This window comes from Variovorax sp. Sphag1AA, assembly GCF_014192575.1.
Taxonomy (GTDB): domain Bacteria; phylum Pseudomonadota; class Gammaproteobacteria; order Burkholderiales; family Burkholderiaceae_C; genus Variovorax.
This window is the reverse complement of sequence record NZ_JACHYC010000012.1, coordinates 28,168-51,907: the sequence shown is the minus strand read 5'-3', so window position 1 is coordinate 51,907 and position 23,740 is coordinate 28,168. Positions and strand designations below refer to the sequence as shown.

Here is a 23,740-nt window from a genome sequence, read left to right as displayed (position 1 = left end):
ATTGTATGGTTCTACCATTTACATCACAATGCCAACCATGAAAGCCATCGTCTGTCGCAACTTCGGGCCCGTCGACCAGCTCGACTACGCCGAGATCCCCGCCCGCCCGCTGCTGCCGCACGAAGTGCGTGTCCGCGTCCATGCTGCTGGCGTCAATTTTCCTGATTCGCTGAAGGTCGAGGGCCTGCACCAGATCAAGCCGCCGCTGCCTTGGGTGCCGGGCAGCGAGACGGGCGGCGTGGTGGAGGCGGTCGGTGCCGACGTCCAATCGGTCAAGGCCGGCGATCGCGTGATGGGTGTGTCAGACGCACGCGGCGGCGGCTTCGCCGAGCAGATCGTGCTCGATGCGACACGCGTGTTCGCGTTGCCCTCGGCGATGACCTTCGAGGAAGCGGCTGCGACCCCGGTGGTCTACGGCACCACGCTCTACGCACTCAAGCAACGTGGCCGCCTCGCACCCGGTGAATGGCTGCTGGTGCTGGGCGCGGCCGGCGGCGTCGGCCTCGCCACCGTGCAGCTCGGCAAAGCCATGGGCGCGCGCGTGATCGCCGCTGCCAGCACACCCGAGAAGCGCGCCCTGTGCCTCGAGCACGGTGCCGAATACGCCATCGACTACACACGCCCCGATTGGCGCGAAGAGGTCAAGGCGCTCACCGGCGGACGCGGCGTGGACGTCGCCTATGACCCGGTGGGCGGCGATGCCTTCGACGAGGCGGTGCGCTGCATGGCCTTTGACGGGCGCTACCTCGTGATCGGCTTCACCTCCGGCCGCATCCCCGACATCAAGGTGAACTACCCGCTGGTGAAGGGCTTCGACATCCTCGGTGTTCGCTACGACGTGTGGCGCGACGGCAGTTGGCCCGAGGCGCGCGCCAACCTGCAGCAGGTGCTGGACTACTACGAGCAGGGCAGCGTGCGCCCGCTCGTCTCGGGCAGCTACCCGCTCGGTCGCGCGGTGGAGGCAATGCGCAGCATCACCTCGCGCGGCACCACCGGCAAGGTGGTGCTCGTCACAGGCTGACTGCTACTTGGCGGATCGCGTCGAGGGCCGCTTGGGTTTCTTGTCCCGCTCGCTGATGAGGTATTCCGTCACCCTTCGCAGGTGTTCCGCCATGGCATCGGAGGCGGCCTGCGCGTTGCGCTTTCGCATGAGGTCGAGCACGCGCTGGCGCACCACCATGATGTCCTTGTTCGGGCGCGGGTCCACGCTCGCGAGCATCGCGCGGTATGCCTCCGACAGGGCATCCACCATCATCAGTACCAGCGGGTTGTGCGTCGCTTGCGCGATGAGCCGGTAGAACTCGATCACCGACTGCGTGTTGCGCGATGCACGCCCCAGGCGGAACAGATCCGCATGCAGGTCGATGTCGCGCTGGATCACGTCGAACTCCTCATCCGTTGCGCGCGGGCAGGCGAGGCGGATCGCCACGCAGATGATCTCGGTGCGCGCTTCCATCACGTTCTCCAGTGACGCCTGTGCGAGCGACACCATGTCCTGTACCGTCTGCGCAAGCCCGCCGCTGCCGCCATTCCTGATGAAGAAGCCGCCCTGGATGCCCTTGCGCGCTTCCACCACGCCCGAGACCTCGAGGCTGCGCAATGCGTCGCGTGCTGCCGCGCGTCCGATGCCGAAGCGCTCAGCCAGTTCGCGTTCACCGGGGAGCTGGTCGCCCGGCTTCAGCTCGCCGCTCATCAACTGTTCGCGAATGCGGTCGCACACGGCCTCGAAGCCGCGCCGGGTGCGCACAGGTTGGAAGAGCGATTCGTTGGTCATGAAAGATCCTTTTGAGGGTTCCGCAGTATTGCATATTCATTGGTTGAACCATAAGATGATTCGCCATGGACCTGGACCTCACCCCCGAACAGCGCGCCTTCCGTGACGAGGTGCGCACCTTCATCCGCGAAAAACTACCTGCAGAGATCCGCGAACGCCTGCGCGCCGGCCATCCGCCGCGCAAGCAGGACACCGTGATCTGGCAGCGCATCCTCAACGAGCGTGGCTGGGCTGCGCCGCACTGGCCGAAGCGCTACGGCGGCGCCGACCTCGGCCCGATGGAACGCCTGATCCTGCTCGACGAAACCTATCGCGCCCCCGCCCCGCTGCCGCAGGTGTTCAACGTCGGCATGCTCGGCCCGGTGCTGATGAAGTTCGGCACGCCCGCGCAATGCGATTACTTCCTGCCGCGCCTGGCCAACCTCGACATCTGGTTCTGCCAGGGCTTCTCGGAGCCCGGCTCCGGCTCCGACCTCGCGTCGCTGCGCACTGCCGCGCGCCGCGAAGGCGATCACTACATCGTCAACGGCCAGAAGATCTGGACCACGACCGCCCATCTGGCCGACTGGGTGTTCGCCCTCGTGCGCACCGATTCCGAAGCGCGCAAGCAGGAAGGCATCTCTTTCCTGCTGATCGACCTGCGCACGCCCGGCATCACGATCCGGCCGATCCACTCCATCGACGGCGAGCATCACCTCAACGAAGTCTTCTTTGATGAAGTTCGCGTGCCCGCAACCAACCTCGTCGGCCAGGAGAACAAGGGCTGGGATTGCGCGAAGTTCCTGCTGTCGAACGAACGCACCGGCATCGCCAACGTCGGCCTGTGCCGCGAGCGGCTCGACTACGCGCGCGAACTCGCCGGGCGCTACACGCAGGCTGGAAAGCCGCTGCTCGACGACCCCAAGCTGCGCGCAGACATCGCCATGCTGGAGGCCGAAACGCGCGCGCTGGAGATCACCAACTGGCGCTTCCTGCTCACCGACAGCGAGCAGAAGCGCCTGCCGGCCTTCGCGTCCGTGCTCAAGCTCAAGGGCACCGAGCTGCAGCAGGAGATCAATGCGCTTCTTGCACGCATCGTCGGCCCGGGCGGCCTGGAGCGCCGCTCCGCCGACGAAGTCACGCACGGCCCGATCACGCCGCGCTATTTCTATTCGCGCGCAGCGTCGATCTACGGCGGCACGACCGAAGTGCAGAAGGACATCCTGGCCAAGGCCATCGTCGGATAAGGCAATCATGAATTTCGAACTGAATGAGGATCAGGCGGCGCTCACGGAGAGCCTTTCCCGCCTGCTGGCCGATCGCTATGGATTCGAGAAGCGTCGTGCGCTCACCGCCTCCGGCGCAGCGCATGACGAGAAGACCTGGGCTGGATTGGCGGAGCTGGGCCTGACCGCGTTGCCGGTGCCCGAATCGCTCGACGGCTTCGGCGGCGGTGCGCGCGACTTGCTGCCCGCGATGCAGGCCTTCGGCCGTTCGCTCTCGATGGAACCCTTCCTGGCCAGCGCGGTGCTCGCAGGCACCGCCCTGCGCCTCGGCGCCGACGAAGCGATGCAGACACGACTGCTGCCGGGCATGGCCAGTGGCGAGATCGTGTCGGCCTGGGCGCATGACGAACCCGCCGGCCGCCACGCGCCACTGTGGATTGAAACGCGCGCCGAACGCAAGGACGGCGGCTGGAAGCTCGACGGCATCAAGTCGAACGTCCTGTCCGGCGGCTTGGCGCAGTACTTCATCGTGAGTGCGCGTATCGCCGGCGCACCGGCCGACGCGAATGGCTGCGCGCTGTTCCTCGTGGACGCCAAGGACGCAGGCGTCGCACTGCGCGAGTTCCGCCTGGTCGATGACACGGCAGCAGGCGAACTGGTGCTGAAGCAGGCCGCGGCACAGCCATTGGCCAACCCCGAAGATTCGACTCGCACACGTCTTGCCATCGACGGCACCGTGGCCGCTGGCATCGCCGCCGTGTGCGCCGACATGAGCGGCGCCGCGCAGGCCGCCTTCGAACTCGCGATGGACTACCTGCGCACGCGCAAGCAGTTCGGCCGACTGATCGGCGAAAACCAGGCGCTGCGCCATCGCGCGTCCGAGATGCTGGTCAGCCTCGAAATGGCGCGCAGCATGGCCATGGCCGCGGCGGTCGCAGCAGACGATTCCAGCGCGGAAGACAGTGCCCTCGACCTGCACCGCGCGAAGCTCTCCGTTGCCCGCAACGCGCGCAACGTGGCGCTCGGTGCCATCCAGCTTCACGGCGGCATCGGCATGACAGAGGAATACGCCGTCGGGCACTACCTGCGGCGCATCCACGTGCTCGACCAGATGTTCGGCGACGCCGACGCCCATGCCGCGCGTCTCGCGGCTGCCCTTCTTTGAGACCTACACCGATGAGCATCACCCCCATGATCTACCTCGACGGCCGCGGCGTGACGCGCGACGAGGTGCTGCGCGTGGCGCAGCAGGCAGCCACCGGCTTCGAACAACTCGGCGTGAGCGAGGGCGACACCGTCGCCCTGCTGCTGCGCAACGACTTCGCCTTCTTCGAAGTGCAGCAGGCCGCAGCCGCAGTGGGCGCCTACGGCGTGCCGCTCAACTGGCACGGCCGCACGGAAGAAGTGATCTACGTGCTCGAAGACGCGAAGCCGAAGGTGCTGATCGCGCATGCCGACCTGCTCGCGCCTATCCGCGCGCTCGTGCCCGCGGGCATCCGCGTCTTCGTGGTGCCGACCCCGCCGGAAATCCAGCAGCGCTACGGCGTCCCGGCCGAACTCGCGCGGCCCTTGCCGGGCGACACGGTGTGGCGCGAATGGGCCGAGCGCTTCGAGCCACTGCAGGCACCGCCGCGCCGCGCCCGCGCGACCATGATCTACACCTCCGGCACCACCGGCCATCCAAAGGGCGTGAAGCGCCAGCCCGCCACGCCCGAGGAAAGCAAGGCCTATGTCGAGTTGTTCGCCAGCGTCTACGGACTCAAGCCCGGCGTGCGTGCGCTGGTGAGCGGCCCGCTCTACCACGCGTCGCCCAACGCGTACGGCCGTCAGGCGCTGATGACGGCCGACGTGCTGGTGCTGCAGTCCAAGTTCGATCCGGAAGAAACGCTCTCGCTGATCGAGACGCACCGCATCGACAACGCAGTGATGGTGCCGACGATGTTCGTTCGCATGCTCAAGCTGCCGCCCGAGGTGCGCAACCGCTATGACGTGCGCTCGCTGCGATGGGTGACGCACACCGGTGCACCGTGTCCGCGCGAGGTGAAGAAGGACCTGATGGACTGGTGGGGCCCTGTGGTCTACGAGACCTACGGCGGTACTGAAGTCGGTACCGCCACGCTCGCCACGCCGCAGGACTGGCTGGAGCATCCCGGTTGCGTCGGCATGCCCACGCCCGGCACGCGCATGGCCTTCTATGACGAGGAGGGCAATCGCCTGCCCGAAGGCGAGATCGGCGAGATCTTCGCCCGCGTGCCAGCGTATGCCGACTTCACCTATCTCAACCACGAAGAGAAGCGAAAGAGCGTGGAGCGCGACGGCCTCGTCAGCCTGGGCGATGTGGGCTACATGAAGGAGGGGCGCCTGTACCTCTGCGACCGCCGTTCGGACATGGTGATCTTCGGTGGCACCAACATCTACCCGGCCGAGATCGAGATGGTGCTGACCCAGTGCCCCGGCGTGAAGGACTGCGCGGTGTTCGGCATTCCCGACGACGACTTCGGCGAATCGCTCGCTGCAGCCGTCGAACGCATGCCCGAGTCGCAAGTCACACCGGAGGAGATCCGGGCCTATCTGCTCGAACGTCTCGCCAAGTTCAAGGTGCCCAAGCGGATCGACTTCCACGAATCGCTGCCGCGCGAGGACAGCGGCAAGATCTTCAAGCGCCGCTTGCGCGACCCGTTCTGGCAGAACGCCGGGCGCAAGATCTGAGGGGCAGCGCATGGGCAAGTGGCTGCAATCCAGTGAACACCTCACCTTCGAGGTGAGAGAGCGCGTCGCGCGCATCACCCTCAACCGACCGGACCGGCGCAATGCGCTGTCGTGGGAGATGCTCTCCGAGCTGCGCGCCGCGCTGCTGGAGGCGGACGACCTGCGCAGCGTGAGCGTGATCGTGCTCGAAGGCGCAGGCCCGGACTTCTGCGCGGGCTACGACATGAAGTCAGCCTACGCACGCTACGCCGCCGAAGGCGATGCCGCGCTCGACTACCGCAGCGGAAGCGGCTCCTTCGACGACGACGTGTGGAAGCTGGAGCGCTTTCAGGAGCTGCTGCGCACTGCCTTCGTGGTGCACAAGCCGGTGATCGCCAAGGTGCACGGCCATTGCGTGGCAGGTGGGACGGACCTCGCGCTCTATTGCGACATGGTCATCGCGGCCGACGACGCGCGCATCGGTTTCCCCGCGACGCGCGCGATGGGATCGCCGCCCAACCACATGTGGATCTACAACGTCGGGCCGCAGTGGGCCAAGCGCCTTCTGTTGAGCGGCGACGTGGTGAGCGGCACCGACGCTGCGCGCATCGGCCTGGTAGTGGCGAGCGCTCCGGCCGATCGCCTGGAGGAAGAGGTATCGACGCTCGCGAATCGCCTCGCCACCGTCGACCCCGAACTGCTGGCAACCCAGAAGCGCATCGTCAACCTCGCGCTCGAGCTGGCGGGTGCCGGGACCTTGCCGCGTCTGGCGGCCGAGATGGATGCACGCGCTCATCTCTCGCGAGCCAAGAAGGATTTCGATGCCGAGGTCGCAACGCTCGGCTTCAAGGCTGCAGTGCGCAAGCGCGACGAGCCTTTCGGCGAGGGCGTCGCCCGGCCGAGCTGGTGAATTTCCCCGGTCCTACAAGGAGACAAGCATGCAGAAGCATTTCACGCGCGCTAGACGCGCGGTCCTTGCCGCCGCCCTGACGCTGGGTGCGGTGTTGCCCGCAGCGGCGCAGAACGCGCCCTTCCCGAACAAGCCGATCCGCATCGTGATCCCCACGGCGCCGGGCGGCAACATGGACGCGCTGGCGCGCCTGTACGCGGCCAAGCTCACCGAGGCCTGGGGCCAGCAGGTCATCGTCGAACCGAAGCCCGGGGCCAATACCATCCTCGCGACTTCGTACGTCGCCAAGTCGCCGGCCGATGGCTATACCGCGCTCTTCACCATCAGCGGCTTCATCCAGAACCTGGTGCTGCAGTCGAACCCGCAGTACAAGATGAGCGACCTCGCGCCCGTGTCGCTGGTGGCGAGCTTTCCGATCGCGCTCGCGGCCAACGCGGCGCTGCCGGCCAATGATCTGGCGGCCGTCATCCGCCTCGCGAAGCAGGACCCGGAGAAATACACCTTCGGCAGCTACGGCGTGGGCTCCGGCGCGCACCTGATCGGCGAAGGCCTCAACAAGGCCGCAGGCATCCGGATCAAGCACGCCGCATACAAGGGCGAGGCTGCGTCCTTCACCGACGTGGCGAGCGGCGAGATCGCGCTGGCCTATGGCTCGGTGGGCTTCTATGCCAACCAGATCACCTCCGGCAAGGTCAAGCTGATCGCGGTGGCCTCGCCCAATCGCCTGAAGACCTTTCCCGACCTGCCCACCTTCGCCGAACTCGGCTATCCGGACATCAACCTGCCCGGCTGGGGCGCGATGTTCCTGCCGGCCGGCACGCCGGCGCCGATCGTGGAGAAGTACGTGCAGGAGATCCGCCGCATCACGGCTTTGCCTGACGTGCAGGCCAAGATCTATCAGCTCGGCTACGAACCAGTGGCCAACACCAACACCGAGTTCGCGCAGTTCCTTCAGGAAGACCTGAAGCGCTGGACCCGCATCGCGCGCGAGAACGACATTCGCCTGGACTGAAGAAAACATGAAGAACCGCATCACCGAACTGCTGGGCATCCGCTATCCGATCATCCAGGGCGGCATGCAATGGGTCGGCCGTGCCGAGATGGCCGCCGCTGTATCCAACGCTGGCGGGCTCGGCACGCTCGGCGCGCTGACCCAGCCCACGCCCGAGGACCTCGCCCGCGAGATCGAGCGCTGCCGCGCGATGACCGACAGGCCCTTCGGCGTGAACGTCACCATGCTGCCGACCGTGAATCCGCCGCCCTACGAGCGCATCTTCGACGTGATCGTGGAAGGCGGCATCCGCATCGTGGAGACGGCCGGCAACGTGCCCGCAGCGGTGTTCGATCGGCTGCGTGCCGCTGGCATCGTGATCGTGCACAAGTGCACCTCGGTGCGCCACGCGCTGGCAGCCGAGAAGCGCGGCGTGCACATCGTGAGCATCGACGGCTTCGAATGCGCGGGCCATCCGGGCGAAGAGGACGTACCCGGCCTCGTGCTGATTCCGGCCGCGGTGTCGGCGCTCAACGTTCCGGTGATCGCCTCCGGCGGCATCGCCGATGGGCGCGGCATGGCAGCGGCCCTGTCGCTCGGCGCGGAGGGCGTGAACATGGGCACCCGCTTCGTGGCCACGCGCGAGGCACCGGTGCATGACAACGTCAAGCAGGCACTGGTCAAGGCGCGCGAGAACGAGACGCGGCTGATCATGCGCACGCTGCGCAACAGCTCGCGCGTGCTGCTCAATCCTGTCTCCGAGGAAGTGCTCGAGCTGGAGCATCGCCCGGGCGGCGCGGCCTTCGAAGTGCTGCGGCCGCTGGTCAACGGGCAGCGCGGGCGTGCAGCGCTGGAGAGTGGCGACACCACCAATGGCGTGATCTGGGCCGGCATGGTGGCGGGATTGATCGACGACATTCCTTCGTGCGGCGAGTTGATCGAACGCATGGTTGCGCAGTGCCGCGCGCGGCTCGCTGCCGCAGCGGCTCTGGCAGCGGCATGAACGACGAACAGACGCGCGGCGCTCTCACGGCGGTACTCGCGCGCAACGGCCGCCGCGGCGAAGTGCAGTCGCTGGCGCGGCTCACCGGTGGTGCGACCAAGACGACATGGTCCTTCGACTGGCTCGACGACGAAGGCCGTCATCCGTTCATCCTTCAGCAGACGCCCCCGCGTATGCAGGATGCGGAAACCTCCACCCGCCGACCGCCCAAACTCTCGGGCGACGAAGACGCCGCGTTGATGATCGTCGCGCGCGAAGCAGGCGTGGCAGCGCCGCGCGTCGTGCATGTGCTTGCGCCCGCGGACGGACTCGGCGGCGGCTACATCACCGAACGCATCGACGGCGAGGCACTCGGCAAGCGCATCGTGGCCGATGCCGCTTTCGACGCCGTGCGTCCGCGCCTCGCTGCACAGTGCGGCGAGATCCTCGCTGCCATCCACCGCATGCCGGTGGACGGGCTCCCCTTCCTCGCACGGTTGAGCCCGGCTGACGAGCTTGCGATCTACGCCGGCTTGCTCAAGGAGCATGCCTTCGTGCATCCCGCGCTCTCATATGCGGTGCGCTGGATCGGCGAGCGCCTCCCACCGGACGATCAGGCCCGCGTGGTGCACGCCGACTTCCGCACCGGCAACCTGATCGTCGATCCGGCCGAAGGCGTGCGCTGCGTGCTCGACTGGGAAATCGCACGCATCGGCGATCCGATGCACGATCTCGGCGTGCTGTGCATGCGCAGCTGGCGCTTCGGCGGCAAGGGCGAAGTCGGTGGCTTCGGTTCGCGCGAGGACCTGTACACGGCCTACGAGCGCGCTTCGGGCATCTCGGTCGATCCACGGCGCGTGCGCTTCTGGGAAGCGATGTCCAACCTCAAGTGGGCGATCTCATGCGTGCGGCGTGGCCTCGCGCGCGGTGCGGACGGAAAGCCCGCGAGCAGCGAACTCGCCGCCATCGGACGCCGCCTGGAAGAGCCTTTGTGGGACTTCATGACGCTCGCAACCGCCAAGGACTGAGGAGAACGACCCATGCCCGCCTTCGTCCCACCCGCCTCGACGTTGCTGCAGGCCGCAGCCGACGACCTCGAACGCGATGTACTTCCCGCGCTCGCCGGATTCCCGCGCTTTCGCACGCGCGTCATCGTGAACGTGCTGCGACTGCTGACGCGCGAACTCGCACTGGGCGATGCGGCCGATGCCGCCGAGCACGCACGGCTGCAGGCGCTGCTCGACACGGATGACGAGGACCTGCCGGCGCTGCGCACGGCGCTGGCGCAGCGCATCGAGTCCGGCGCAGCAGACCTCGCTGACGAGGCGCTGATCCGTCACCTCCGCGAAAGCCTGCGCGAAGCACTGGCCATCGACAGCCCCGCCTGGACCACCGAACGCGCCTGAACAACAAGGAGACAAAGCATGCTCAACACCACCCGACGCCGGGCCCTTTGCGCCCTGGCCGCCGCCTCGTTCGCATTCGCCGGCGCTGCCGGTGCGCAGGACAGCGCCCGCTGGCCCGACAGGCCGCTTCGTATCGTCATCCCGACGCCGCCGGGTGGCGCACTGGACGGCACCGCTCGCCTGATCGCCGAGCGCCTCGCAGCTTCGCTCGGACAGCCGGTGGTGGTGGACAACCGCGCCGGCGCCAATGGCGCCATCGCCTATGGCGTGGTCGCGAAGGCACCGCCGGACGGCAACACGATGGTGCTGACGCTGAGCAGCCTCATCCTCACCAGCCTGATGGTGAAGTCGCCCGGATACACGCTGCAGGAGCTCACGCCGGTGTCGCTGGTGGCGATGCTGCCCAACAGCTTTGCCGTCGCCAAGCATGTGCCCGCCACCAACCTGCGCGATTTCATCGCATGGGCACGCAACCGCAAGGAAGGCGTCGACTACGGCACCAGCGGCCCAGGCAGTTCGGCCAACATCCTGGGCAGCATGTTCGCGCAGCAGGCCGGTATCAACATGGTCCACGTGCCCTTCAAGGGCGAGGCGCCGGCCGTGCAGGCCGCATTGGGTGGGCAGATCGCCGTCGTGATCGGCGCAGCGGGCACGCTCGCTGCCCAAGCCCAGGCGGGGCAGATGAAGCTGCTGGCCGTCGCGCTGCCCAACCGGCTGAAGGACTTTCCGGACGTGCCCACTTTCGGTGAGCTGGGCTATCCCGCGGTGAGCCTTTCGGGCTGGTCGGTGATGGCGGTCCCCTCGGGCACACCCAAGCCGATCGTGGACCGGCTGTCGTCCGAGATCACGCGCATCGTCCAGACGCCCGAGATATCGGCGCGCATCTTCGCCTACGGCTTCCAGCCCGAGGGCGGTACCTCCGACGCGGCCCGGCGCTTCGTGCAGGAAGAGACGACCCGCTGGACCGACGCCATCAAGGCGACCGGCATCACGATGGAGTGAGAAGACCCTCGCGGGCCCAGCGCGTGCCCGCGAGGCGCCCCGAGCGCGACAGCGTGATGTACGCGTCGCGCCCGTCGGCGCCGCCGAAGCAGATGTTGGTGGTGGAGCGGTCCGGCATCGGCACCCGCTCGACCAGCGCGCCGTTCGGGTCGATCACCGTGATGCCCGCGATGCCTGGCGCGCCGATGGTCGCGACGCAGACATTGCCCCCAGCCTCGACCGCGAGCGAATCGAACATGCAATAGATGGGCGAGGCGAACAGCATGTCGCCGGGCGTCAGTGCCGGCCAGCCGTGCAGCGCCAGTTCGCCCGGCCCACTGACGGCGAAGCGCCATACGCGTGCGGTGACGGTCTCGGCCACGTACAACCATCGGCCGTCCGGCGACAGGCCGATGCCGTTGGGCGTGAGCATCGGGAACACCACCTCGCGGATCGACGAACCATCGGCCCGCGCATAGCAGATGCGGCCGCGATGCAGCGCATCGTGTCCCATCGACCCGAGATCGGTAAACCAGAAGCCGCCGTGCGCGTCGAACACGATGTCGTTGGGACTTTGCAGCGGCCCGTTGCTGGTGCGGTCGTACAGGCGCTCGACGCGGCCGCTCGCGAGGTCGATGCGCTCGATGCGTCCGCCGTCGTAGTCCGCTGCCCGGCCATGAGGATAGAGCCCGCCACTCGGATCGGTGTGCCACTGCATGCCACCGTTGTTGCAGACATAGCAGGCGCCGTCCGGCCCGATCGCCGCGCCGTTGGGGCCTCCGCCGGGCTTGGCCACAATCTCCACGCGTCCATCTGGACGCAGGCAACTCAAGCGCCCAGCCGCGATCTCCACGAACAGCACGGAGCCGTCGTCAAGGACCACCGGTCCCTCGGGAAACTGCAGGCCGGTGGCCAGGATCTTCAAGTCTTCATCCATGTTCTTGCTCCTTCATGCGCCAGTCCAGCGCGGTGGTCGGTGCTCGGCGAACGCACGCGGGCCTTCGCGCGCGTCGGCGCTCGCCATGACGCGGCGACCCGTCGCATCGGCTTCGGCGCGCAACACGGCATCGTTCAGGTCGAAGGCTCGGCGCGCGAGCGCGAGGCTGGCGCGCAGGGCCAGCGGTGCATTGGCCGCCGCCAGGGCAGCCACACGCATCGCTTCGGGGATCAGGTGTTCAGGCGCCGTCACACGGTTGACGAGGCCGAGACGCAGTGCCTCGGCGGCATCGATCGGCTCACCGGTGGCGATCATCTCCAGCGCCACGCCGCGCGCAATGTTGCGCGGCAGTCGCCACACACCACCCGCGGTCGCAGCCAGTCCGCGCTTCACTTCCGGCAAGGCGAATACTGCATTGACCGATGCGATCGTGAAGTCGCAAGCCAGCATGAGCTCGAAACCGCCTGCGACTGCCGCACCGTTCACTGCTGCGATCCACAACTTCTCGCGCGGGGCGTGCACGAAGCCGGCGAAGCCGCCTTCGGATGTGGAGCGTCCGCCGGGCGCGGAGCCGCTCGCCAGTTCCTTGAGATCGGCACCGGCGCAAAAGGCCTTGTCGCCGGCACCGGTCAGGATCGCAACCTGCACAGCAGGATCGCGCTCGACATCGGCCACGATGCCGGCGAGCGCGAGCGCAGCCTCGGCATTGATCGCATTGCGCGCCTGTGGCCTGTTGATCGTGATGAGCGCGACACCGTCGTGGTCCTCGCGCAGCACCACGCTCATTTCACCGCTCCGCCCGAGCGCAGGCGCGCGATCTCGTCCTCCCCGTAGCCGGCTTCACGCAGCACCTCGTCGGTGTGCTCGCCGATGCCGGGCGCGTGTCGCGGATAGGTCTTGTCTGCGCCGTCGACCTGAAACGGACTGCTGACCGTCAGACCGGTGCCCGGAATGCCTTCGCCCGGCACCAGTGCGCCGCAGATGCGCATCTGCTCGTCGCCCAGCACATCGCCACTGCGTGCGACCACGCCGACCGTGAGCCCTTCGTCGCCGAAGCGCGAGGTCCACTCCGCGCTGTCGCGCTCCTGGAAAACCTCGTCCAGCAGCGCAGCGAGCGTCGGTGCGTTCTCGCGTCGCGCCGGCGTGGCGGCGAAGCGCGGGTCCTGAGCAAGCGCGGGACGTTCGATCGCGCGCAGAAAGGCCTCCCAGTCGCGCTCTTCCGTCACAAGGCTCAGGATGAACCATCGGCCATCGCGGCAGCGATAGAAGTTGGTGAGCGCATTGCGCGGCTGGCTGCGTGGCTGCCGATACACCAGCTGTCCGCCGACCAGCATGCCCTGAATCGCCATCGCATTCGCCCATGCGCCGTTGGCCAACAGCGAGGTGCTCACCATGCCACCCTTGCCCGTGCGCTCGCGCGCGTACAGGCCAGTGACGATCGCCGAGAACAGCGTGACTGCAGTGGGCTGGTCGCCCAGACCGTTGGCCGGATTCGCGGGCGGGCCTTCGGGGTCGGGCCGCGTGAGATCGGCCAGCCCGCTGCGAGCCCAGTAGGTGGTGGCATCGAAGCCCGGCTTGCCGGCTTCAGGGCCGGTCTCGCCGTAGCCCGTCAGCGATGCATACACAAGGCGCGGATTGAGCTCGCGAATCGTCTCCCACGCCAACCCAAGGCGGGCACGCACCGGCAGCGGGTAGTTGGTGATGAGCACATCGGCCTCGCGCACGAGCCGATGCAGCACCGCCTGGCCTTCGGGCTTCTTGAGGTCCAGCGCGATGGCTCTCCGGCTGCGCGCGCCCTGCATCCAGAGATAGTTGTGCTCGGAGTACGCGAGGTTCGGATTGAGGACGGTCTTGCGGAAACCATCGCCCTCGGGCACTTCGACCTTGATCACATCGGCGCCGAAGTCGGCAAGGATCGTCGCCGCCGCTGGGCCGGCGATGAAGCTTGCGACGTCGAGGACCCTGAGGCCGCTGAAGACGCTCATTGCACGGCGTCCGCTTGCCGCTCCGAAATCGGCACGCCGTCGTTCATCAGGTCGCAGTACTCCGTCATGCCCAGAACGGTGTGGCCTTCACAGGTGTACTCCGACATGCTCTCCGTGATCCGCGTGTAGGTCTTGAAGTCGCGGGCTCCGACCTTCCGGTGCCGCAACGGCACGGTGGTCACGATGCGGCCCTTCATCACATAGGTCTTGCGCTCGGTCGTTACCCACGCGGTCAGGCCCTTCGGAATCCACGCCTCGTCGTACTCGGTCTCGATGCGGCCGTCGATCACGGGTTCGTAGACCCCATCGCGAAGCACGTTGCCGCTGATGCGGTTCGGGCCACCCTCGGGACGCCCCTTGATCGACAGCAGGATGCCGAAATCGCGCGAGAAGGTGACGGGCAGCCACTTGTACCAAAAGAAGCTGTGCCAGTGCCGAGGGCCCCAGGACTTGTCGCGATAGCCGGTCCCGCCGACGAGATCGTGCTTCACGCCGTCCACGGTGATGTGCCCGTTCACCGCCATGTTCTGCTCGGTGTGTCCGCGATACACCGCGTGCTCGGGGTCGAGTTCGATCGGACGCCCCTGCATGTCGACGATCTCGCCGCCGTGCATGGGCGAGACGCCTTCGAAGTCCAGTGCGATCGACGCGGGCCGCTTCGGATAGCGCTTGAACGCCGTGCTGGGGTCCGCCATGGCGAGCGGATCGTCCATCACCAGCAGGTCGCCCTCGTAGGTCACGCGATGCCGCTTGAAGGGCTCGATCACCTCGAAGGTCATGCCCGCGGCCGACATCCGTTCGTTGCCGGTGATGCTGGGGCGGGCGAACATGAAGCCCACCCGGCCGTCGGGCAGGTAGACGCAGCAGGTCATCTCCGCATGGCCTTCGTTGGGCCGGTTGCCCACGCGAACCCATGCGCCGATGCGGCGCGCGGAATCGAAGGCATTGAAATACATGCTCTCGTTGTAGTTGCCCACCGCTTCGGGCGGGTGCGTGTATTCGTCGCGGGGGTCCAGCTTGAGTCGGGTATCGGGCGGCATGTACATGAGGGGAATCCTTTCAATGGGTCGCCAGCTCGAGGCGGGCGATCTGGTTGCGATGTACTTCGTCGGGGCCGTCGGCAATGCGCAGGCCGCGCGCCTGTGCATACGAGCGCGCGAGGATGAAGTCCTGCGACAGGCCCGCAGCGCCATGGGCCTGGATGGCCCAGTCGATCACCTGGCAGGCCATGGAGGGCGCGGCGACCTTGATCATGGCGATCTCCTTGCGCGCACCCTTGATGCCGACGGTGTCCATCTTCCAGGCGGCATGCAGGGTGAGAAGGCGCGTCTGGTCGATCAACACGCGCGCCTGCGCGATGCGCTCCATGGTCACGGTCTGGTTCGCGATCGGGCGGCCGAAAGCGACGCGCTCCTTCGATCGCGCGCACATCAGCTCCAGGCAGCGTTCGGCGCGACCCACCAGCCGCATGCAGTGGTGGATGCGCCCCGGCCCGAGGCGGCCCTGCGCGATCTCGAAGCCGCGGTCTTCGCCCAGCAGGATGTTCTCCACCGGCACGCGCACGTTGTCGTACACCACTTCCGAGTGGCCGTGCGGCGCATCGTCCCAGCCGAAGACCTCCAGGTTGCGCACGACGCGCACGCCGGGCGTGTTGCGCGGAATCAGCAGCATCGACTGCTGGCGGTGCTTGTCTTCACTCGCGGCATTCGTCTTGCCCATGAAGATGATGAGTTCGCAGCGGGGGTCGGTGATGCCAGATGTCCACCACTTGCGACCGTTGACCACGTAGTGATCGCCGTCGCGCCGGATCTCGGCTTCGATGTTTGTGGCATCGGAAGACGCTACTGCCGGTTCGGTCATCGAGAAGCACGAGCGGATTCGGCCCTCCAGGAGTGGCATGAGCCAGCGTTCCTTCTGCGCCTCGGTGCCGTAGCGGGCCAGGATCTCCATGTTGCCGCTGTCGGGCGCGGAGCAGTTGAACACCTCGGGCGCGATCGGCGATCGCCCCATCAATTCGGCCAGCGGTGCGTAGTCCTGGTTGTTCAGGCCGGCGCCGTGCTCGCTGTCGGGCAGGAACAGGTTCCACAGGCCCTGCGACTTCGCTTTCGCCTTGAGTTCTTCCATGACGGCAGGCTCGTGCGCCGCGCGCTCGGCCGGGTAGACGTGCGCATCCATGAAGGCGGCGAGCCGCTCGCGCAGCTCGGTGGTACGGGGGCTGTGTTCAAAGTCCATCGCGTTTGAAGAAGTGCGGCCGCAGTCCGGGGCGCGGCCAGTCCACCGCGGCGAGACGGCCTGTGGAAGACAGCGTGATGTACGCCGTCTTCATGTCCGACCCGCCGAAGCAGAGGTTGGTGGTGAAGCGGTCCGGCAGCGGCACGTGCTCGATCGTGCTGCCGTCGGGCGCAATGACGGTGATGCCGCCGTTGAAGAGCGTGGCCACGCAGATGCGGCCATCCGCCTCCACCGCCAGCGAGTCGAAGAGCTGGTAGCCCGGCAGGCCCGCAACCAGCGTGCCGCCGTGCGGTGCCGGAGAGTCCGGCGCGCGTGCGATGCGCCCCGGCTCGATCACATCGAAGGCCCACAGGCGGCCTGGTGCGGTCTCTGCCACATACAGGCGCTTGCCGTCGGGCGAGAGCCCCACGCCGTTGGGCGTGTTCATGGGAAAGATGACCTCCCTGCATTCGCTGCCATCGGGCCGCGCCCAGCAGATCGCGCCGTGGTCCATGTCGCGCTGGCGACGCTTGCCGAGGTCGCTGAACCAGAAGCCGCCGTCGGCGCCGAACACGATGTCGTTGGGTCCCTTGAGCGGCGCCTTGTTGCTGTGCGTGTAGAGAACCTCGACCTTGCCGGTGCGCAGGTCCACACGCTGAATGCGGCCGCCGGAATAGTCCGACGGCTGCAGGCCGGGCGTCTGCGTTCCGTCCGCATGCTGATGCCATTCGAAGCCACCGCCATCGCATACGTAGCAGGCGCCGTCCGGACCGATGGCGGCACCGTTCGGGCCGCCGCCGGTCTTCGCCACCACTTCGCGGCGCCCGTCGCCGAACACGCGGGTGAGGCTTCCCGATTCGATCTCCACCACCAGCAGCGAGCCATCTGCGAGGACGACGGGGCCCTCGGGGAAGTCCAGGTTCTCTGCAACGATCTTCATCGACGGTTCCTCTTGGGGCGCATCTACAGGCCGAGATAAGCGGCGCGCACATCCGGATGCGCAGCCAGTTCGCGAGCGCCGCCGTGCATCACGACCTCGCCGTTCTGGAGTACGTAGGCGCGATCGGCAACGGACAGCGCCATCTCGGCGTTCTGCTCGGCCAGCAACACCGAGACGCCGGTCGAACGGATGTGCCGAATGAAGGCCGCGATCTCCTGCACGATCAGCGGCGCAAGCCCCAGCGTGGGTTCGTCCAGCATCAGCACGCGCGGCTGCGCCATCAGCGCGCGGCCGATCGCCAGCATCTGCTGTTCGCCGCCTGACAAGGTGCCGGCGAGTTGCTGCCGACGTTCGCGCAGTCGCGGGAACCAGCGGTACACCGTCTCGCGTCGCTCACGCCGCGCGGCCGGGTCGCGCCCCAGATCGCCCAGGTCAAGGTTCTCCTCGACGGAGAGATCCGGAAACACACGCCGGCCTTCGGGCGACAGTGCGAGCCCCGTGGCGATGCGCTCGCGGGTGGGCAGCGTCTCGATGCGCTTGCCAGCCAAGGTGACTGCGCCACCTGCCTGCGGCACAAGCCCCAACAGCGCATTGAGCAGCGAGGACTTGCCCGCGCCATTGGCACCGACCAGCGCAACAACCTCGCGTGCGCCGAGTGTCATGCTCACGTCGACGAGTGCACGCGTTTCGCCATAGCGGACATCGAGGTTTTCGATCTGCAGCAGTGGAGACGTCATGCGGCCAGCTCCTCGACCGGAGCGGCAGGCGCGCTGCCGAGATAGGCCGACACCACATCGGGCATGCGCGTCACGTCGCCCGGAACGCCGTCGGCGATCTTCACGCCGTGGTGCAGCACCACAACGCGATCGACGAATGACATCAGCATCTTCAGGTTGTGGTCGACCACGATCAGCGTCATGCCCTTGTCGCGCAGGCCGCGCAGCACTTCGGCGAGACGCGTCGCTTCGACCTGGTTGAGGCCGGCGGCCGGTTCGTCGAGCAAGAGGAGTTCAGGCTGCGCAGCAAGCGCCATCGCCACGCCGAGCAGCTTCTGTTCACCGTAGGGCAGGCTGCCCGCCAAGTCGTCGCGACGTGCCAGCAGCCCGACTTCGGCGAGACAGCCCAGTGCATGCGCGGTGCGCTCCCGCTCGCGCGCCCGCCAGCCCGGGGTCCGCAGCAGCGCGCTCCAGAAGCCTCCGGGCCGATGCAGGTGGCTGGCGATCGCCATGTTGGCTGCGACGGTCTGGCCCGCACAGAGCGCGGTCTGCTGGAAGCTGCGCACCACGCCCAGACGAGCCACGCGATGGGCGGGGCGCCCCGCGATGTCCTGCCCGCGCACGCGGATTGCGCCCGTACTCACCGACAGGAAGCCCGACAGCATGCTCAACAGCGTGGTCTTGCCGGCGCCATTGGGACCGATGAGCCCGAGGATCTCGCCCGCGCGCACATCGAACGACACATCCTGCACCGCCTTGAGTCCCTTGAAATGACGGCTCACGCCGGCGACTTGGAGCACCATGCCTTCGCGATGCTGCCGCGGCGCGAGGGGCTCTGGCTGTGAGTCTTCGGATGTATGCGACGCACGCGCCGCGCGCCAACGTGCAAAGGCTGGCCGGTCGACCAGCCAACCCACGAGGCCACCCGGGAGCAATCGCACCGCGAGCAGCAGCATCAGCGCGAAAGCCGCGAAGTTGAGGTCGCCGAGAAAGCGCAGGCCCTCGGGAATGATCGCGAACAGTGCCCCGCCCAGAACAGGGCCCACCAAGGTCGCCTTGCCGCCGAGGATCACGCCCAGGATGCCGGTGGCCGAATAGGTCACGCCCAGCAGCGAGGGCGAGAGCACGAACACCTTGGGAATCAGAAGCGCCCCGGCCAGCGCGGCGACGCCGCCTGATACCGCGATGTTCAGCACCCGCGAGCGCACGGTCGCGATGCCGAGCGATTCGGCCAACGCCGGTGCCTCTCGGATTGCGGTCCAACTGCGCCCGGTTGCACTGCCACGTAGGTTGCGCAGCAGCACGAAGGCGATGGCGAGCGCTGCGATCACCGCGAAGAGATAACCCTGCTGCGCATTCCAGCCCACGTTCTGCGCGAGCGGCAGCGGCGATGCCGTCACCATCAATCCCATGGGGCCGCGCGTGAGGTCCACCCAGTTGACCACGAGCAGCACAAGGATCTCGGCCACCACCAGCGTTGCAATGGCGAAGTAGGCCCCGCTCAGCCGCGCCGACACGATGCCCACCAGCCCGCCGAGCAACAGGCCGGGCAGGATGCCCAGCGGCACAGCAGCCCAGTAGTTCCACCCGTGCTGCGTCACCAGAATGCCGACGGTGTACGCGCCCAATCCCAGGAAGGCCGCATGCCCGAAGCTCACGTAGCCGAGTTGTCCGAAGGTCACCGACACGCCGAGCACGAAGATCGCGAGCACAGCGGCGTAGGCGGCAACATCCAGCAGGTACGGTGAGCGGATGACGCTCGCCAGAAGCGCCGCCACGGCGATGCCGACCAGCATGTCGCGCAGCGTCCGGATCATCGTGCCGCTCCTGCAAGGCCCTGGGGCCGCACCAGCAGCACCACGAGCATCAGCGAATACACCGTGGCCGCGGCCATGCCCTCTTCCATGACGAGGCCAAGCATCGCTTCGATCACGCCCACCGCGAGTGCGCACAGCACTGCACCGCCCGCGCTGCCGAGGCCACCCAGCACCACGATCACGAAGGCCTTGATCAGCACCGCCTGCCCCAGCATCGGCGAGTAGGACGTGATCGGTGCCAGCAGCGCACCGCCGAGGCCGCCGACCACCGCAGCGAGCAGGAATGCGCGCGTGCCCACCGACTTCACATTGATGCCCACCACGCGCGCGGCATGCTCGCTCTGCGCAAGCGCGCGCATCTCAACCCCGAAGCGCGTGCGGCGTGCCAGCAGGTCCAGCACCACCAGCGCGACGATGCTGGCAACGATGACGAACAGGCGCTGCGCACTCAGCCCCACGCCCGCAAGTTCGATGCGGCCCTGCAGCCCGTCGACGCGCGCCGGCGCCGGTCCCCACACCGAGAGCACGGCCTGATTGAAGAGCACGCCGACTGCGAAAGTCGTGAGCAGGATGTCGGTGCGCCCATCCGCCCGGCGCAGCAGCGGCGACACCGCGAGCCAATCGAAGACCCACCCGACGATCGCGCCCACCAGCATCGCAAGCGGCAACGCCGCGAGATAGGGCAGGCCCAGCAGCTTGTTCGCCAGCACCACGGTGAGGGCGCCGAGCATGACCACTTCCCCGTGGCCGAAGTTGATGATGTGCAGCACGCCGAAGGCGAGCGTGAGGCCCAGTGCGATCAGCGCATAGCCGAAGCCGATCGACAAGCCGTTGAGCAGTTGCTGAAGCAGCGCTTCGGTCATGGCTTCCGTGTCGCGTTCTTCGACTTCAATCGCCTGACGAAGCGATCTTTCCGTCCTTGACCTCCAGCACGACCCATTTGTCGGACGTCGCCTGGTTGCCCGGGAAGCGAACCGTGCCGCGCGGCGAATCCCAGGTGCCATCGCGCAGGGTCGAGGCGAGCTTGGCGGTGTCGGTCACCGTGCCGGCCTTGCGAATGGCCTGGCCGAGGATCCACATGCTCTCGAAGCCGAGGAAGTCCACCTTGCCAGGCATCGCCTTGTACTTGGCCTGGTAGGCATCAACGAACTTGCGGTTGGTCTCGGTGCTCATCGTCGGCGCCCAGATGTCGAGCGTGAACGCGCCCTCGGCCGCCGGCCCGGCCACCTGCAGCAGCGCAGGCGTCACCGACCCGGGCAGGATGCACCGCTTGGCGTTGACGCCCGCTTCGGCCAGCGTACGCAGCAGGCTGCCGCCCTGCTCCGGCGCGGAGAAAGCCATGCACACCACATCGGGGTTGGCCGCCTTCACGCGCGCGGCAACCGTGCTGAAGTCCGTCTGCTTCAGGATCTCGTACAGCTCTGTCGCGACGACCGCGTTGCCGAAGCTGCTCTTCATGCTCGCGATGATCGAGCGGCCGTAGTCGCCGTTCTCCACCACCACGGCCATGCGCTGCGGTTTCACCTTGTCCTTGAGGTACTGGTTGAAGACCTCGCCGTCGGTGGACACCAGCGGATTGAAACGGAAAGCGCGGTCGTACTCGGTGACCTGCGGCGCCTTCGTCACGGCGGCGAGGAACATCGCGCCGCTCTGCTGCGCGACCTGCGTCACGCCGAGCGACACCGCGGTGTTGATCGCACCGACGATGACCGGCACCTTGTCTTCGCTGAGCAGCTTGCGCGCCGCAGCCACGGCATCGGCGGGCTGGTAGTTGTCGTCGTACACCACCAGCTTGAGCTGTCGGCCGTTCAGCACGCCGCCGCTGGCGTTGATCATGTCGGCGGCGATCTCCGAGCCGTTGCGGCCCTGCTGGCCGAGCATGGTCTTGATCGGATAGAGCACGCCGATCTTGACCTCTTGCGCGAGCGCGGGCGCCCCCGTGAGAAGCCCGGCAAGAACACCTGCGCCGACGAGGCCGCGCATCGCGGAAGAAAGAATGCTGCGCATCACGCTTGTCTCCTTAATGGTTCTACCATTAAAGTATTGAATCGACGGCCATTGAATCGGGGTAAGTACCGAGAGGCGCCGCTAGTGCGGAACGCGAAGCCACGCCTTTCCGACTGTGGAGCGGCCTTCGAGCGCGGCCAGCGCCGTCTGTGCCTCGTTGAAGTCGAACGCAGGACCGGGCATAAGCCGGAGGCGGCGTTCGGCATGCCAGTCATAGACCTCGCGCGTGAGCTGCGCGGCGAGCGCGATGTCGCGCTTGCGCACCTCGCCCCACAGCACGCCGATCGCACTGGCGTTGTGAAGCAGCAGCCGGTTCGCCGGCAGTTGCGTCAGCGTGCCGGCCGCAAAGCCGATGACGAGGTAGCGTGCGCCGAAGGCAAGGCAGCGAAGGCTCTGCGCACCGATCTCCCCGCCCACGGGGTCGTAGATCACGTCGGCGCCACCGGGCGCGACCTTGCGAAACGCATCGACCCAATCGGGATCGCGGTAGTCCAGCGCGGCATCGGCGCCCGCATCAAGACAGGCTTGCACCTTCTCCGGTCCACCCGCAGTAGCGATCACACGTGCGCCCATCAACTTGCCGAGTTGCAGCGCCGCGCTGCCGACGCCACCTGCAGCGGCATGCACGAGCAGTGTCTCGCCAGGCTGCAGACGCCCGGCCATGCGCAGCGCGAACAGCGACGTCGGATAGTTGCTGCGCAGTGCGAGCGCATCGCCCGGGTCGATGTCCTGCGGGATCGCGATGGCTTCGCTGCGCGGCACCAGCGCGTACTGCGCGAAGCCGCCCTGCCGCGAAGAGCTCGCGACGCGCGTGCCGACCGGTAGATCGCCGCCCTCACCCGCCACGATGGTGCCCAGCACTTCGGAGCCGGGTGTGAAGGGCAGCGATGGCTTGATCTGGTACTTGCCGCGCACGATCAACGTGTCGCCGAAGGCGAGGCCCGCGGCCTCGACGCGGACGAGGTATTGATCGGGGGCGGGCTGGGGCACCTCCACGTCGCGAAGATGCATCTCGCCGCGGTCGCTGATTTCCTCGACGCGCCATGCGCGCATCGAGGATGGCAGGTTGCTCGTCATCAAGACTCCTTCGTTGCCGCCCAACCGGCTTCCGCGGTGGCTTGAACGCGCGCAGCCACAGCGGCGGCCCGGCTGTTGGCCGCGTTGCCGTCCAGCGCGCGACGGGCGACACCCTGCTGGATAGCGGCAAGGCGGAACATGTTGAATGCGAGGTGGTAGTGCCAGTGCGCAATGCGCGCATCGCTGCGACCGCTTGCGCGGCAGTAGTCGGCCACGTGCTGCGCTTCGGTCGGAATGCCTTCCGGCAAGAGGTCGAGTCCCGCGAGCGTGCGATGCGTTCCGAGCTGCAGGCGCCACGCGAGGCAGTGATACGCAAAGTCCACCAGCGGATCGCCCAAGGTGGAGAGCTCCCAGTCGAGCACGGCAACGATGCGCGGCTCGGTCGGATGGAACACGAGGTTGTCGAGCCGGAAGTCGCCGTGCACGAGCGATGTGCTTTCCTGCGGCGGCACATGCACGGGCAGCCATTCGATCAGGCGCTCCATTGCATCGATGCGGCTGGTCTCGCTCGCGCGGTACTGGCGTGTCCAGCGGTCCAGCTGGCGCTCGACATATCTGCCTTCGCGGCCATAGTCGCCAAGGCCGCGTGAACGCCAATCCACCGAGTGAAGCGCCGCCATCACGCGAGCCATCTCGGCGTAGTGGGCGCGACGCTCGGCCGCAGCCATGCCGGGCAAGGTCTGGTCGGTGAGGATGCGCCCTTCGACGAAGTCCATCAGGTAGAACGTGCTGCCCAGCACCGCCGGGTCTTCGCACAGCACGCGTGCGCGCGGCACCGGCACGTCCGATCCCTCGAGCGCGCGCAGCACGCGGAATTCGCGCTCCACCGCATGCGCCGAAGGCAGCAGCACGCCTGGCGGCTTGCGTCGCAGCACGAGCCGCCGCGTGCCTGCATCGACGATGAAAGTGGGGTTGGACTGCCCGCCTTCCACCTGCCGTACCCGCAGAGCGCCGTCGAAGGCGCCGATCTCCCGGCGAATCAACGCATCGAGCGCGCTCGTCTGCGCCGGGTCGAACGCACTTGCTGTCGTGAATGTTGGGGTGGATGAATTGTTCACTTTGTCGTTTAATCTATGGTTGAACCAATGATTTCGACGAATCGTATAGCACCCG

At 67.3% G+C, this 23,740-nt stretch carries 23 protein-coding genes; 10 read left to right on the top strand and 13 right to left on the bottom strand.

Annotated features, from left to right (window positions below; genetic code table 11):
- Nucleotides 1-37 precede the first annotated feature (37 nt).
- Nucleotides 38-1,021, top strand: a complete 984-nt coding sequence (locus FHW64_RS32360; RefSeq protein WP_184533254.1) for an NADPH:quinone oxidoreductase family protein — start codon at nucleotides 38-40, stop codon at nucleotides 1,019-1,021.
- 3 nt (nucleotides 1,022-1,024) lie between these two features.
- Here the strand turns inward: FHW64_RS32360 and FHW64_RS32355 are convergent, their stop codons facing one another.
- A complete protein-coding gene (locus FHW64_RS32355) occupies nucleotides 1,025-1,774 on the bottom strand; it encodes a FadR/GntR family transcriptional regulator (protein ID WP_184533252.1) in 750 nt (249 codons plus the stop codon).
- Between the two features lie 65 nt (nucleotides 1,775-1,839).
- Here FHW64_RS32355 and FHW64_RS32350 point away from each other — a divergent pair, with 65 nt between their 5' ends.
- Genes FHW64_RS32350 through FHW64_RS32310 form a run of 9 tightly spaced genes read left to right on the top strand, consistent with a single transcriptional unit; the run spans nucleotide 1,840 to nucleotide 10,958 of the window.
- Nucleotides 1,840-3,000 (top strand): acyl-CoA dehydrogenase family protein, encoded by a 1,161-nt coding sequence (locus FHW64_RS32350; protein ID WP_184533250.1) that lies wholly within the window; start codon nucleotides 1,840-1,842, stop codon nucleotides 2,998-3,000.
- Nucleotides 3,001-3,007: 7 nt separating this feature from the next.
- Complete coding sequence (locus FHW64_RS32345; RefSeq protein WP_184533248.1) at nucleotides 3,008-4,144, top strand: acyl-CoA dehydrogenase family protein; 1,137 nt, start codon at nucleotides 3,008-3,010, stop codon at nucleotides 4,142-4,144.
- An 11-nt stretch (nucleotides 4,145-4,155) separates the two neighbouring features.
- Nucleotides 4,156-5,688, top strand: a complete 1,533-nt coding sequence (locus tag FHW64_RS32340; RefSeq protein ID WP_260306536.1) for an acyl-CoA synthetase — start codon at nucleotides 4,156-4,158, stop codon at nucleotides 5,686-5,688.
- A gap of 10 nt (nucleotides 5,689-5,698) precedes the next feature.
- Nucleotides 5,699-6,577 (top strand): crotonase/enoyl-CoA hydratase family protein, encoded by an 879-nt coding sequence (locus FHW64_RS32335; RefSeq protein WP_184533246.1) that lies wholly within the window; start codon nucleotides 5,699-5,701, stop codon nucleotides 6,575-6,577.
- Between the two features lie 28 nt (nucleotides 6,578-6,605).
- On the top strand, nucleotides 6,606-7,589 hold the full coding sequence (locus FHW64_RS32330; protein WP_184533244.1) for a tripartite tricarboxylate transporter substrate binding protein: 984 nt from the start codon (nucleotides 6,606-6,608) through the stop codon (nucleotides 7,587-7,589).
- A gap of 7 nt (nucleotides 7,590-7,596) precedes the next feature.
- A complete protein-coding gene (locus tag FHW64_RS32325; protein ID WP_184533242.1) occupies nucleotides 7,597-8,571 on the top strand; it encodes a nitronate monooxygenase family protein in 975 nt (324 codons plus the stop codon).
- Nucleotides 8,568-9,578: a phosphotransferase family protein gene (locus tag FHW64_RS32320; protein WP_184533240.1), complete on the top strand. Its 1,011-nt coding sequence runs from the start codon at nucleotides 8,568-8,570 to the stop codon at nucleotides 9,576-9,578. Before FHW64_RS32325 ends, FHW64_RS32320 begins: the two co-directional genes overlap by 4 nt.
- A gap of 12 nt (nucleotides 9,579-9,590) precedes the next feature.
- Nucleotides 9,591-9,956 carry a DUF6285 domain-containing protein gene (locus FHW64_RS32315; RefSeq protein ID WP_184533238.1) on the top strand — a complete coding sequence of 122 codons (366 nt, stop codon included), beginning with the start codon at nucleotides 9,591-9,593 and terminating at the stop codon, nucleotides 9,954-9,956.
- Nucleotides 9,957-9,974: 18 nt separating this feature from the next.
- A complete protein-coding gene (locus FHW64_RS32310) occupies nucleotides 9,975-10,958 on the top strand; it encodes a tripartite tricarboxylate transporter substrate binding protein (protein WP_184533236.1) in 984 nt (327 codons plus the stop codon).
- On the opposite strand, the gene FHW64_RS32305 is transcribed toward FHW64_RS32310, so the two are convergent.
- The 12 genes from FHW64_RS32305 to FHW64_RS32250 form a co-directional block, all read right to left on the bottom strand.
- A complete protein-coding gene (locus FHW64_RS32305; protein WP_184533234.1) occupies nucleotides 10,945-11,874 on the bottom strand; it encodes an SMP-30/gluconolactonase/LRE family protein in 930 nt (309 codons plus the stop codon). The genes FHW64_RS32310 and FHW64_RS32305 overlap by 14 nt on opposite strands.
- Before the next feature lie 12 nt (nucleotides 11,875-11,886).
- Nucleotides 11,887-12,660, bottom strand: coding sequence for an enoyl-CoA hydratase-related protein (locus tag FHW64_RS32300; protein WP_184533232.1), 774 nt, complete (start codon nucleotides 12,658-12,660; stop codon nucleotides 11,887-11,889).
- Complete coding sequence (locus FHW64_RS32295) at nucleotides 12,657-13,859, bottom strand: CaiB/BaiF CoA-transferase family protein (RefSeq protein ID WP_184533230.1); 1,203 nt, start codon at nucleotides 13,857-13,859, stop codon at nucleotides 12,657-12,659. The genes FHW64_RS32300 and FHW64_RS32295 overlap by 4 nt, the downstream gene beginning before the upstream one ends.
- Entirely contained in the window at nucleotides 13,856-14,905 is a 1,050-nt protein-coding gene (locus tag FHW64_RS32290; RefSeq protein ID WP_184533228.1) for a hypothetical protein, read from the bottom strand. Before FHW64_RS32290 ends, FHW64_RS32295 begins: the two co-directional genes overlap by 4 nt.
- Nucleotides 14,906-14,918: 13 nt before the next feature.
- Nucleotides 14,919-16,091: an acyl-CoA dehydrogenase family protein gene (locus FHW64_RS32285; RefSeq protein WP_184533226.1), complete on the bottom strand. Its 1,173-nt coding sequence runs from the start codon at nucleotides 16,089-16,091 to the stop codon at nucleotides 14,919-14,921.
- Entirely contained in the window at nucleotides 16,081-17,010 is a 930-nt protein-coding gene (locus FHW64_RS32280) for an SMP-30/gluconolactonase/LRE family protein (protein ID WP_184533224.1), read from the bottom strand. The genes FHW64_RS32285 and FHW64_RS32280 overlap by 11 nt, the downstream gene beginning before the upstream one ends.
- 23 nt (nucleotides 17,011-17,033) lie before the next feature.
- Nucleotides 17,034-17,747, bottom strand: a complete 714-nt coding sequence (locus FHW64_RS32275; protein WP_184533222.1) for an ABC transporter ATP-binding protein — start codon at nucleotides 17,745-17,747, stop codon at nucleotides 17,034-17,036.
- Complete coding sequence (locus FHW64_RS32270; protein WP_184533220.1) at nucleotides 17,744-19,543, bottom strand: ABC transporter permease subunit; 1,800 nt, start codon at nucleotides 19,541-19,543, stop codon at nucleotides 17,744-17,746. The genes FHW64_RS32275 and FHW64_RS32270 overlap by 4 nt, the downstream gene beginning before the upstream one ends.
- Nucleotides 19,540-20,406: a branched-chain amino acid ABC transporter permease gene (locus tag FHW64_RS32265; protein WP_184533218.1), complete on the bottom strand. Its 867-nt coding sequence runs from the start codon at nucleotides 20,404-20,406 to the stop codon at nucleotides 19,540-19,542. Before FHW64_RS32265 ends, FHW64_RS32270 begins: the two co-directional genes overlap by 4 nt.
- A gap of 25 nt (nucleotides 20,407-20,431) precedes the next feature.
- Nucleotides 20,432-21,550 carry an ABC transporter substrate-binding protein gene (locus FHW64_RS32260; RefSeq protein ID WP_184533216.1) on the bottom strand — a complete coding sequence of 373 codons (1,119 nt, stop codon included), beginning with the start codon at nucleotides 21,548-21,550 and terminating at the stop codon, nucleotides 20,432-20,434.
- Between the two features lie 81 nt (nucleotides 21,551-21,631).
- Nucleotides 21,632-22,627: an NADPH:quinone oxidoreductase family protein gene (locus tag FHW64_RS32255; protein WP_184533214.1), complete on the bottom strand. Its 996-nt coding sequence runs from the start codon at nucleotides 22,625-22,627 to the stop codon at nucleotides 21,632-21,634.
- Nucleotides 22,627-23,685 carry a phosphotransferase gene (locus FHW64_RS32250; RefSeq protein WP_184533212.1) on the bottom strand — a complete coding sequence of 353 codons (1,059 nt, stop codon included), beginning with the start codon at nucleotides 23,683-23,685 and terminating at the stop codon, nucleotides 22,627-22,629. The genes FHW64_RS32255 and FHW64_RS32250 overlap by 1 nt, the downstream gene beginning before the upstream one ends.
- Nucleotides 23,686-23,740: the final 55 nt, after the last annotated feature.